At 49.6% G+C, this 11744-nt stretch carries 13 protein-coding genes and 2 tRNA genes; 5 read left to right on the forward strand and 10 right to left on the reverse strand.

Features of this window, described 5'->3' with window-relative positions; genetic code table 11:
• Window positions 1–257 precede the first annotated feature (257 nt).
• Together C9J03_RS13255 and C9J03_RS13260 are read left to right on the forward strand one after the other, a co-directional pair.
• Window positions 258–1556, forward strand: a complete 1299-nt coding sequence (locus tag C9J03_RS13255) for an outer membrane protein transport protein (RefSeq protein ID WP_044623024.1) — start codon at window positions 258–260, stop codon at window positions 1554–1556.
• A 202-nt stretch (window positions 1557–1758) separates the two neighbouring features.
• Entirely contained in the window at window positions 1759–2586 is an 828-nt protein-coding gene (locus tag C9J03_RS13260; protein ID WP_044623023.1) for a pirin family protein, read from the forward strand.
• A 92-nt stretch (window positions 2587–2678) separates the two neighbouring features.
• Here the strand turns inward: C9J03_RS13260 and C9J03_RS13265 are convergent, their stop codons facing one another.
• Together C9J03_RS13265 and C9J03_RS13270 are read right to left on the reverse strand one after the other, a co-directional pair.
• Complete coding sequence (locus C9J03_RS13265) at window positions 2679–3149, reverse strand: DUF2947 domain-containing protein (RefSeq protein ID WP_044623022.1); 471 nt, start codon at window positions 3147–3149, stop codon at window positions 2679–2681.
• Window positions 3150–3295: 146 nt separating this feature from the next.
• Window positions 3296–3514 (reverse strand): hypothetical protein, encoded by a 219-nt coding sequence (locus C9J03_RS13270; RefSeq protein WP_044623021.1) that lies wholly within the window; start codon window positions 3512–3514, stop codon window positions 3296–3298.
• Between the two features lie 499 nt (window positions 3515–4013).
• Between C9J03_RS13270 and C9J03_RS13275 the strand changes: the two genes are divergently transcribed.
• Together C9J03_RS13275 and C9J03_RS13280 are read left to right on the forward strand one after the other, a co-directional pair.
• Window positions 4014–5561: a long-chain-fatty-acid--CoA ligase gene (locus C9J03_RS13275; protein WP_044623020.1), complete on the forward strand. Its 1548-nt coding sequence runs from the start codon at window positions 4014–4016 to the stop codon at window positions 5559–5561.
• A 117-nt stretch (window positions 5562–5678) separates the two neighbouring features.
• The gene (locus tag C9J03_RS13280; RefSeq protein ID WP_044623019.1) at window positions 5679–6446 is read left to right on the forward strand and encodes a DUF3108 domain-containing protein; all 768 of its coding nucleotides are present in this window, start codon (window positions 5679–5681) and stop codon (window positions 6444–6446) included.
• 20 nt (window positions 6447–6466) lie between these two features.
• Here the strand turns inward: C9J03_RS13280 and C9J03_RS13285 are convergent, their stop codons facing one another.
• The 7 genes from C9J03_RS13285 to C9J03_RS13315 form a co-directional block, all read right to left on the reverse strand.
• A complete protein-coding gene (locus tag C9J03_RS13285) occupies window positions 6467–6718 on the reverse strand; it encodes a hypothetical protein (RefSeq protein WP_044623018.1) in 252 nt (83 codons plus the stop codon).
• Window positions 6702–7280, reverse strand: coding sequence for a gamma-glutamylcyclotransferase family protein (locus C9J03_RS13290; RefSeq protein WP_044623017.1), 579 nt, complete (start codon window positions 7278–7280; stop codon window positions 6702–6704). Before C9J03_RS13290 ends, C9J03_RS13285 begins: the two co-directional genes overlap by 17 nt.
• Before the next feature lie 29 nt (window positions 7281–7309).
• On the reverse strand, window positions 7310–8263 hold the full coding sequence (locus tag C9J03_RS13295) for a 5-oxoprolinase subunit C family protein (protein WP_044623016.1): 954 nt from the start codon (window positions 8261–8263) through the stop codon (window positions 7310–7312).
• Entirely contained in the window at window positions 8245–8970 is a 726-nt protein-coding gene (gene pxpB / locus C9J03_RS13300; RefSeq protein ID WP_044623015.1) for a 5-oxoprolinase subunit PxpB, read from the reverse strand. The genes C9J03_RS13295 and pxpB overlap by 19 nt, the downstream gene beginning before the upstream one ends.
• Window positions 8957–9706 (reverse strand): 5-oxoprolinase subunit PxpA, encoded by a 750-nt coding sequence (locus C9J03_RS13305; protein WP_044623014.1) that lies wholly within the window; start codon window positions 9704–9706, stop codon window positions 8957–8959. Before C9J03_RS13305 ends, pxpB begins: the two co-directional genes overlap by 14 nt.
• Window positions 9707–9880: 174 nt before the next feature.
• Window positions 9881–9956, reverse strand: a tRNA-Gly gene (locus tag C9J03_RS13310).
• A 3-nt stretch (window positions 9957–9959) separates the two neighbouring features.
• Window positions 9960–10033, reverse strand: a tRNA-Cys gene (locus C9J03_RS13315).
• Window positions 10034–10323: 290 nt separating this feature from the next.
• On the opposite strand from C9J03_RS13315, the gene C9J03_RS13320 reads away from it, so the two are divergent.
• Window positions 10324–11139, forward strand: coding sequence for a hypothetical protein (locus tag C9J03_RS13320; protein ID WP_044623013.1), 816 nt, complete (start codon window positions 10324–10326; stop codon window positions 11137–11139).
• Between the two features lie 177 nt (window positions 11140–11316).
• On the opposite strand, the gene C9J03_RS27300 is transcribed toward C9J03_RS13320, so the two are convergent.
• Window positions 11317–11634, reverse strand: a complete 318-nt coding sequence (locus C9J03_RS27300) for a helix-turn-helix domain-containing protein (protein ID WP_420813005.1) — start codon at window positions 11632–11634, stop codon at window positions 11317–11319.
• Window positions 11635–11744: the final 110 nt, after the last annotated feature.

Below are 11744 nucleotides of genomic sequence, written 5' to 3' on the forward strand. Positions count from 1 at the left end.
TTAGATATATCAATCTTAATTGAAGTCATTAATCATCAAGCATCACATCAAAACCATTAGATTAAAACATAAAAAAAATGGCTTGATAAATATACTAAATATTATCTATTCGATATTTAACACCAGGAGAAAAAATAGCACACAAAATCACAAAGGAGATCTGGTCGGAGTTGTTTAAATAAATGCGCAATCTAGAATCCATTCCAAAATCCAGGCAATATAAATTTGCCAAATTAAATAATTAATAAGATATAGATATGTTCAAGAAGCGTCCGTTAATTAGTGCCGTGGTCTCGGCTATTGCGCTATCCTCTACCCCCTCGCTTGCTGCAGGGTTCCAATTAAATAGCCAATCTGCAACGGGACTTGGCCGCGCCTTTGCGGGTGATGCCGTTATTGCCGACAATGCGTCCGTCGCAGCCCGTAACCCTGCAGCCATGGCTTTGTTCAAAGAGGCAAACTTCTCCTTGGGCTTCAATGTCATTGCGACTGACGTTAAGGTGAAATCAGGGACTTACCACCAGCCAAAAGTGATTGCTAGTCCAAGCGGAGAAATCCTTGCCATAGAATCGAACAGCTACGATATTTCGGGTACCGATGACATTGGCGGTAGCTCGCTGGTGCCGAACCTGCATTTGGTCATGCCAATCAATGACCAATGGGCTTGGGGGTTGTCGGCCTACTCAAACTTCGGCACCACAACCGAATTCGAAGATGACTTTGCCGCTTCTATTTTTGGTGGTAAAACCAGTGTGAAAAGCATGAACTTAGGAGCCAGCCTGTCTTATCGCCTGAATGAGCATTTCAGTGTTGGGGCTGGCCTGGATATCATCTACGGCGTAGGTGAGCTATCTCGCGACTTTGATGCCGCAGTCTGTCCTGCGGTCATGGGCAGCCCGCTATTTTGTACCGAGCTGAAGCAGAATGTACTCGATGTTGATGCCTCAGGTACCGCGCTGGGCTGGAATGCCGGCTTGGTGTATGAAGTTAACGAAAACCATCGCTTCGGGCTCAGCTACCGCTACAGCCCGACAGTCGAGGCAAAAGGCGATGTCATGGGCGGACTGCAAACCGCAAGCTCGATGGATCTGCCTTTGCCTGATATTGCAGAATTTTCAGGTTATCACCGCCTAACCGAAAAATTTGCCGCCCACTATAGTTTGCAATGGGTTGAATGGAGTGCCTTTGATACCCTCTATATTGGCGGTATTGAAAAAGAATACAAATGGAAAGACGCGGGCCATATTTCAGTCGGTGGTACTTACTATCTGAATAATGACTGGACTCTGCGAGCCGGTTATATGTACGACGTCGCCGCCACAGATGATTTGAAATCCATTTCTATACCCGACTCTGACCGCCAATGGTTCTCTGCTGGTTTTAGTTACCATCTGAGCCAAAAAGAAAGCATCGACTTTGGTTTCACATACCTTGTTGGTCAAGACGTTACCTTTGACGAAAAACTCTCCCCAGAACTGGAAGCACCATCTATCACCGGCGCCACAACACGTGCTGATGCCATCTTGGTCGGCTTGCAATATAGCCGTTCATTTTAATAACGAGTTAGCCCCAAGCGGAAATCCTATCGGGTTTCCGCTTTATTTCTTTGTATTGTCAATATTCTGTTTCTTTTCATAAATTAGCATGGTGAACCCCGGGTCTTGGGTCTAAGATTTATTGTATCAATTTCTTGATTGCAGCATATTTTCCAGGTTTTGCTGCCATGCTCATCGTCGCATCACGATATTGGTCAATGCCATGAAAAAGACAAGAACCGTACAAAAAATCCGTTTTGGCAAAAAGCGTGGCCTACAAACAACCTTTATCAACCCGTCAGAGCTTGAGCAACTCAATCCCTTTGTGCAGTGGGATCACTACACGGCCAAAGCCTTGATCCATGCTAAGCGACTCGATTATCAGGGCCACTCTGGGGTCGATGCGGTCAGTTACCCCGTTATTGGTCAACTGAGCCACCATGACTCTACCGGCAGCCATGTCACCCTCGCCAGTGGAGACGTGCATATCATGACCTCGGGCGAGGGCGTCATTCATAAAGAGATCATGACACCGCAAAATGGCCAAATAGAATCATTCAGCCTTGGTACGGTATTGCCGGCAGGAAAAATCGAGATGGCACCTGCGAGCTGTCTTTACTTACACGCCCAACAACTCCCTCTCATCGAAGAGCACGACTCAACAACCAAAGTCATTATTGGCAGCTATAAAGACGTCTCCAGCCCTGCGGCCTACAGTATCCCCATGACCTTTCTCGATATCATGATCACCCCTTACGGCTGCTGGTATTTCGAGACCGATCCGGAGCAACTTGCCGGTTTCGTCTATTTGCGCTCTGGCAGTGTCTATATTAGCGGTAACCAACTTCATCGCCACCAAATGGCAACGCTGAACCCGTCCCCGCTACCGATAGAAATCCGCACCAGTCGTCTCGGAGCCAGAATATTTATCGCCACCGGCAAGCCTCAGCTGCAACCCCTGCTGTCGAGCCACCATTCCGTCCACTCGTCGCCACAAAACATGTCAAAAGCAATACGGCACCTCGATCATTTGCTCACAGCCAGAAAGTGATCTTGCGGTCTGCGCCAGCCTTGTGGCTGACACAAAAAAACACCGCCAGTGCAAGGCAATGGCGGTGTTTTCATGAACATTTCAATGCTTGGTTAGCGGTTGGCCAAACGAAACGTGCCTTTAGAGCTGAACCAAACAGCCTGTGATTTTTTACGTCCAAGCAGCATTGGGCCATCATCGAAAAATAGAAAGTTCTTCCAGTTGCGCTTAAAGACATCCCACTTTGTTTCAATCACATTGTATTTTTCGTAGCAGAAGTAAACGGTGGTGTTATCTTCCCAGTCCAGAAATGCCAGCATCTCTTCAGGCAATTCGGGTTCATCGCTATCCCAAGCGGCTTGCCAATCAATGGCTTGTGACCAAATCTTGTCGTTGTGGGCCCAATCCCCTTTCTCGAAATGATCCGCATCCGGGCTTTGGCGGCTGACATGCTCTCCCCAGATTTGGGCTGAGCGCGCTTGGGTAAACGGCTTGATTAGCGCCAAGTCTGATTCGGTAACAGGCATTGATGCGTGGGTAAAAATCCACTTGCGGGAATAGTTATCTAACTCTACGTAGTTCATGGGACGACCTAACAATTCAAGACCGGAGAAATGTACCTGAGTCGCCTCCGTTGTGCCAGCAAATATCCGAATTTAATTACACCACTAACAACAATCGAGCGGCACTAAGCCGCTCGCCGATCCACTAATGCAACAGCATTTTCAGACTATTTTTTCTGGTCCCACAAATTACTCACCCAGCCGCCGATTGCATCATCATAATGACAACCCGTGTAGTGCTTATCTACTGGTGTTGATTCCTGTTTGTTAGACTCAATCAACCTCGAAATGTGGCAAGCCATAGGATCGCCACCGGTCGTCAAACGGCGGCGGGTCGCTACTTCTTTGATGATTTGCAAGCGGTAAGCCGAGTTCATTTTCTTCATCGTTCCACACCTCTATTGATTGAGCCCAAATAAAAATAGGAGGCGTTAAGAAAATCGTCAAATAGCAGACCTAATATTGTCACATATGTCCGCTATGAGTCGATTTCACCCACTTTATAATTCAAAGAGTTACTCTCGGCATTCAAGCCACGACATTTGCTCGTTCCAATTGCAAAATATAATTTACTGAAATATAAAACATATCTCTGCCGCAAAAATTATTTCGCGCTTACAGATAAGTTTCCCCATCACCTGCAATCAGTGTCTGTTCGATTGAATCGACACTCGCCCACCGATTAAAGTTCACGGCACGGCTAGAAATAGCGGGAAGTACGGCGCCGGTGGCCAGTGCCAAGACGGTTTCCCCGAGTACAAAAGTATGCTCCAGGCTCTAACGAACCCTAAGCCAAGTATACTGCTGAAGTTTTTGGCCCCTTGGCTAGCCGTGGCTCTATAGAAGAATTAAAATCAAAAGCAAATACCAAAAGCAGCTTAGTCTATGTATAACCTAGCCACTAACCTTGAACGCAACGCCGACTTCCGCCCACACGACACGGCGCTGATTTTCAATGACGAGAAGATCAACTTTTCAGCCCTGAACAAAATGGTCAACGCCATTGCCAACCGCCTTTGTGAGCTTGGTATCAAGCCCGACGACAAAGTCGCCCTTTCTTGCCCTAACATACCAGCCTTTGTCATTGGCTACTACGCGATACAAAAGGTCGGGGCGGTTACCGTACCGCTGAATATCCTGCTCAAAGGCCCGGAGGTGGCCTACCACCTCAATGACTCCGACGCAGTGGCCATCATCAGCTTTCAGGGCAACAGCGCCCTGCCTAGTGGTGAATACTGCTTCGATGGCTTTAGCCAAACCCCAAGTTGCCAGCACTTTATCTCTATCGAGTCCGGCAGCGGTGAACCTTTGCCCGAAGGTGCCCACAGTTTCAACCAGTGGCTAGCATCAGGCGACACCCACTTCGAGGCCGTATACCGCCGTGCCGAAGATACCTGCGTGATCCTGTATACATCGGGAACCACAGGGCGAGCCAAGGGGGCGGAACTGAGCCAAAGCAACATGCTGTGCAACGCTCAGGCCTGCCAAGCGCTGACCAACCAGAAGGGAACGGATGTCAGCATCGCAATCCTGCCGCTGTTTCATACCTTCGGCCAATCGCTGATCATGAACACCTCCATCCTGGCAGGCAGTGCTCTGGTCTTGATCCCACGCTTTGTTCCCAAGCACGTCCTCCAGCAGATGCATACCCACAAAGTCACCCATATGGCAGGGGTACCGACCATGTTTATGGGCTTGCTCGCGTTTGCCGAGAAGCATGGCCGCACAGAAGATATCGATGAGATTGCGGCCAACTTGAAGGTGGCTATCTCCGGTGGGGCCTCGATGCCGGTAGAAATCCTCAAGCAATTCGAAGAAAAACTCAAAGTACCCGTTATTGAAGGCTATGGCTTGTCGGAGTCTTCTCCTGTTGCTGCCTTCAACCACCTGGAATACGAGCGCAAACCGGGTAGCATTGGACAGCCTCTGCCTGGCGTGGCAATGAAAGTTGTTGGTGACAATGGTCAGGAGCTGCCTCGCGGAGAAGCCGGCGAACTGCTTATTCGTGGCCACAATGTGATGAAAGGCTACTACAAGAAGCCGGAAGAAACGGCTAAGACAGTGGTCAATGGATGGCTGCATACCGGCGATATCGTTCGCATGGATGATGATGGCTATGTGTACGTCGTCGACCGACTCAAAGAAGTGATCATTCGGGGCGGATTCAATATTTATCCTCGTGATATCGAGGAAACCTTCATGACCCACCCTGATGTTCATATGATTGCGGTCATTGGCGTTCCCCACAAGACCTACGGCGAAGAAGCCAAGGCCGTGGTTATCCTGAAGGAAAATGCTTCATCAACAGCAAGAGAGCTGGTGGCATGGGGCAAAGAACGCCTGGCCGATTATAAATACCCTCGCCTCATCGAGATTGTCGAGGAGCTGCCGATGACAGCCACCGGCAAAATCCTCAAGCGCTTACTGAAATAAGCCATTCGGTATGCCCTGTTCGGCCTGCTGTGGGAGCAGGTCGATTTGGCATATTGGTGCGTGCCCTGCTAATTTAATTACATCAGCCAATATATTGAACGTAGCTAAGGTGTATGTGTGCGGGTCAACGTTTTATTGCCTATTCTGGCCTACCTAAGCAGTGTCGCCTCTGCCCAGACGTACGCCGATCCTCCCCCAGCCTTTCATCAGTGCACCAAAACACTGACATACCAGCTTTTTTTCAACAACCTGAAAATCGGCCAAATGACGCGGGTGTTAAGATGGCAGGACAAACAGGCGCAAATCAACGCCTATAGCAATATCGAGGTATTGGCGACCAAAACCCGTTTCAACCAGCAAAGTCAAGTCTACTGGTCAGAACAACAGCAAAGTTTTCTCTCCAAGGGATTTCGCCGTGAAGTCAACGGCTTGCTAGGCGGTAAATCCGATGTCTCCTTCAGCAAAGACGGCACATCGTCCAAGGTCAATGTTGATGGAAAAGTCTCTTCCTTTTCTAGCGACTCTCTACCATTACTCGATGTTGATGCGATTGGCAGCCAAATGAGGCTCGGTCTTATTGAAGGAAAAGCCCGATTTGAATACAAGCTGCAGGACACCGATGACGTCAACCGTTACCATTTTCAAGTCATGGGCAAAGAGAGGCTCAACTCCAACTTCGGCAGTATCAATACGATTCGAGTCGAACAAATAAAGAAAAGTGACAGAAAGTTGGTAATGTGGTTTTCACCGGACGTCGACTACCAACTGGTCCGAGCCACCTACAAGCGCAAGATCCTTGATCTGAAAGCGGTTTTACTCAGCAATAAGAAAGTGTGCCCCCCAACAAGCCAGTTTTCCCACTCCACTCCCCCAAACCGCCCTTAGCGGTTGCGCGCACATTCAAACTATTTCATTACCACCTTGCCACCAATCATTTTCAGTGCTGGCGCACCTCGAATCAAGGTATCCCGGGCAAAGGCTTGATCGCAGTGGGGACATATCCCCTCCTGCAGGGTGAAGTCTTTCACAATCCGCTCCTTGAAGCACTTCACCAGTGCCCCCTTGCCTCCTTTGCGGTATTTATACAGCTGGGTTTTACATCCTGCACAATAGATATCAACGGTTTTGGTTGGGCCTTTTTTATTGGGTTTTGCCATGACTATATTTTGTTCTTACCTGTGCCAGTAGTTGATCGATATGCGCGAGATGATCATCATCAACACCGGCGTGATTACCGTATTTCGGCTGATGGCGATCATTTTCCAGGGGATGATGCCAGCCCAAAGTTGTCTCGACAAATGTTTTGGCAAAAGAGCTGGAAATGGACAGGCAACCCGCCAAAACCGTGTCGACATAGGTTTGCATAATCGGCTGGATATGGCACGGCGGCTCGTGATTATCCTTGGTATATACCCACACCGGTATATCTAGCGCTATCGGCTGATGGGTCTCCAGCTGGGTGGGATCGAGCTCGATACGGCGGTAGCCCCTTTCCCGGTGGTCGAACTGCCGCAGCGCGTTTTCGTCAACTCTCACCAAGACCCCGTTGCAAACCCCGTCACCGAGCGCCGCGACAAGCGGCGAAATATGGTAAGCACTGTCAACCTTCCCCCAGTGGCGCTGCAAGCCATGGACGGTAGCAGGCTGGGCTTCTTTTGCCTGTCCGGTTAATAAACGAGATGCGTGGTTAATCAAACTGCCATAACCAAAAATATACATAGAACGACACTTACCTCTCTGATACTCGCTTATAGCGATAAGCCGAAAAAGCGTGAAAATTGCTGCCATTGCTCTACTGCCTCTGGCAATTTAGCACGTTTAAAGGTCACTGCGGTGCCCGGCCTTGCCTGCGCTAAGCGGGGCAAATCGACCCGCGCGACACAGCCCAGCTTGGGATACCCGCCGAGGGTCTGCCGATCATTGAGTAGCACGATGGGCTGACCGTTGGGAGGAATTTGAATCGCCCCCAATGCAATGCCTTCAGAGACGATGCCATCAACGGTAGCGTGGATCGGCTCTCCCGACAATCGACACCCCATACGATCGGTTTCCTGACTAACAGTATAGCGACTGGCATAAAAGCGCTGTTTTTCCTCCGCCGAAAAACTCGCCTGCTGATAGGACTCGATAACCCGCAACTCGATAGGTTTACTGTAATCGGGTACAAAGCGGCCGGAGGTTTGCCTGCCCGCCGCCAGCTCCCCCTGATGTTGAAGACAACCCGTGGGTATCGGCTTGGCGGATAACCGATCGCCTTTCTCCAGCCCCATTCCTTGGTGAAAGCCACCCAAATGGTTACGCGGTACCGCAGAGGCACTATCCAGTATCAAGGGTGACTCCAGCCCGCCTTGAACCGCCAAGTAGGCTCTCAGCCCAGTTCGGGCAAAGCCAAATACCAGGCGCTGCCCTTTTTTCACCAACAAGCTTTGCCACATTGGAACAAGCTTTCCATCCAAGGAAGGCTGCATATCAGCACCGGTCATGGCAATACGGCAATCCTGTAAAATGAGGAACTCAGCCTGACCTAAGGTTATTTCCAGCATCGCGCTGTTGGGGTCATTGGCCAGAAGATAATTGGCCCAGCAACAGGCATGCAAGTCAACCGCACCGCCCTGGCTTAGCCCCTGTGCCCCTGCACCATATCGCCCGATATCTTGGATCAGGGTCAACATCCCCGGGCGGATCACTTCCATTGCGGCCATAGCTGTCCTCCTTGCGCTAAAAATGCATCCTTGGTCATGGGGATAAATTGCACCTGATCACCAACCTGGAAAGGAGTCATGGGAATTTGGTCAGGCCGGAACAAGGTCAGCGGGCAGTTTCCGATAATTTGCCAGCCTCCGGGAGACTCATTGGGATACACCGCGGTTTGCTGATCAGCAATACCGACACTACCGGCAGGGATCTTCCTCCTCGGCTCGCTATGGCGAGGCGTGGCGATGGCCTCGTCAACCGAAGCAAGAAAAGCAAAGCCCGGCGCGAAGCCGATAGCACACACAGTATAAAGCGGCTGACTGTGACGCTGGATAATCTCATCGACACTCAATCCTTTGGTTTTCGCAAGCGCGGCTAAATCGGGCCCCACCTCTTCGCCGTAGTACACCGGAAGAGTAATGATCTTGGCCTGATAACCACCAGCCTCACTCTGAGCATCACCTTGCTGAAGGTCTTTCTCCAATTGCCCCATATAAAATTGGAGCACACCGACGAGTTGCTTAAAGCTCAATACACTAGGGCGAAACTGGATCAGAACCGAAGTGTACGACGGGATCACCTCGACCAGGGCAGGATGTGACAGAGACTGCAAGTAGGCAACAAACTGGCTGATCTTAGGCGTGAGCGACAGATCAATGTGATCACCGAAATACACTATCGCATTGCATTCAGATACGGGCTCAATCTTGAACATGGGCCAGGTCCTCGGCCAATTGACGGACAATGGCCACCGACTCATCATTGTCGCCATGAACGCAAACAGTATCGACATCCAGCTCTAGCGTATTGCCATCAATGGTGGTGATTTTGCCCACGGCAAGCTCGGCGACTTGCTGGCGGATGCGTAGGCTATCATGGTAAACCGCCCCCGCTTGCGCTCGCGGCACCAGCAGACCATCACTATCGTAAGCCCTGTCAGCAAAGCCTTCGAACAGTAACTCGACATTTTGTTGTGCCGCTAATCCTATATATTGTTGGTTATCACGCCGAGCTAAGATCATCAGCTTCAACGGCGCAGAACGGTATTGGTTTAAATCAGCAACGGCGCTGAGAATCGCTTCGAAAATCCAAGATTGTGACATCATGTCGTTGTAGAGGGCACCGTGAGGTTTAACATAGCTAACTTCACCACCGTACAACTTGCACAGTGCATCGAGCGCACCAATTTGATAGGCCACCAGTCGGGTAATGGCTTCAGCACTATGGGGGATAGAACGACGCCCGAAGCCACTTTTGTCGTCGTAACCCGGGTGGGCTCCAATCTCGACATTATCTTCCACCGCCAGCTGTATGGTCTTGGCCATATGGTCCGGGTCTGAGGCGTGAAATCCACAGGCAATGTTGGCCATGTCGATATACGGCATGACGTCGGCATCCTTCCCCATCGTCCAACGGCCAAAGCTCTCGCCCATATCACAATTGAGTTTCATATCTGCTCCCTGCTTACACCAAAGTTAGTTTGTGAGTTATCAAACTAAGTGGTTGATATTAAATCTACTCGAATAAGTATAACAAGCGGTTCTGGGAGCGGACAGTATGAGGATAGGTTGGGAAGGCCAGATACGAAAAAGCCCCAGCATTTCTGCTAGGGCTTTTTCTATGTCTGGAGCGACACACGAGGTTCGAACTCGTGACCTCAACCTTGGCAAGGTTGCGCTCTACCAACTGAGCTAGTGTCGCAAATGGAGGCGCGTCCCGGAGTCGAACCGAGGTCCACGGATTTGCAATCCGCTGCATAGCCACTCTGCCAACGCGCCTTCAATACCTGCGAGGTGTTCCCCGCTGCGGTATGGGTTGCATTCTACGGATTGAGCTAATTGAGTCAACAAGAAATTTAGTGAAACATCACCAACTGGTCGTTTTGCCATCAAGACATGTTAGGTCGTGTATATTTTCATCGAATCATCAAGCTGATCTTGCGTAGATCAGTACTAAAAGCCCATCAGCCCTCGTATTTAAAACAACACGGTCATCCTAGACTACTTGTTTATCTCAGGGGGATCTTGGAAAATAGTGAACTTTGTCACACTTAGTATATCGATAGACCATGCCAACCCTTTCCCGATTCGGCTTACTCGCCATCGCTGCCAGCCTATTAACCGCCTGCAGCCCCAAGCAACATCAGCCGATAACCACAGGGATCAGCTTTATCACCCAGGCACCTGATTATCTTCTCGAAGATTCAAGTAGCACTAACTCGAAAAGATACGCCCGCAAAAATACAGTTAACTGGCTTAGCCACCAGTACCGTGTGGCAAAAAGAAAAGCCGCAGACAACAACGCGGCTTACATCGCGTTCTACTCTGATCAACTGCGCGACAGACCTGTCCTTACCCCGGCTTTTTCGTACGTGACGGCGATGGTATCCGGTGACAGACTTGGCCCAAATAGCGAAACCGGGGTAGTTGCCGAGCACGCTATTCTCGCCAGCAATATCGACTTTGGCATGACGCAATCAAGCGCTGACGTGTTTGCCTATAACCCAAACAAAGCCCGAGCCGACGTGTTTGAACAGCAGGAAGCAAATGAATCCATCGCGTACTTGTCACTCATCAAACAGACGCATTCCGAGCAAGACGCCCCCCCAGCCGGCGATTTGGCAGTACTCGCCCACTCAGTTGACAGGCTGGCGACCCAAGGCAGGAACAAAATCGTATTGCTCAGCCAATATGACGCCCAGTACAACACGCTGATTACCGAACAAATAAAGGGGTTGGATGTGCTTATCAGTGCTGGAGAGATTAGCCATGTCGCTATTGAGCATAATACTTGCCTCGCGACATTCGCGCATACCGGGGCGAACTGGCAAACCTTGTACATCGCCTTCGACGCCGATGGGAATATTCTGCAGTGCTCGTTTTAGCGCTGCCCACAGCGATAGCCTGATGCGCCCTAAACCAACCAGCACACAGTGTGCCACTATACTGAGTTAAGCGAAGCGATAAAGCGTAATTAGACATTTCCGCGTTACAACGAGATTAAGTTTTTTTCATTCAGATAACTTTTTCTATCCCCCCGTGAACAAAATGGGTTAAGAAAACTAAGTTTCAAATCGAGCGTTACAATCTTTGGAATTCATGAGTCGATACTGCTTGGGTGAGCAATTCATAGATTTTCTAAATGCTCTTGCAAAATGAGAGGTATCCGAATAGCCCAAATTTATCGCTATTTGGTGAACTGTCCAATTCGTATCTAGCAATACCTCACATGCATACTCAATGAGAATACCATCGTTAACTTGTCGAAAAGTTGTTCCGCATAGTTTTAGATGACGTTGTAAGGTTCTTACTTTTAGTCCAGTCAAATCAGCTGCAAAATCAATCGACAACTTACCCGAGGCTCTGGAGGATCCCCACAAAATTCACGCATGATAATTGCTCCTTGCCATCATAATTAACTCTTGTTGTGCCCAGCGTAATGTTGAATTTGTAATGTGATATTCCAGCCGTCGAAAGACTTCTTTTCCTA

The organism is Photobacterium gaetbulicola (assembly GCF_003025515.1).
Taxonomy (GTDB): Bacteria; Pseudomonadota; Gammaproteobacteria; order Enterobacterales; family Vibrionaceae; genus Photobacterium; species Photobacterium gaetbulicola.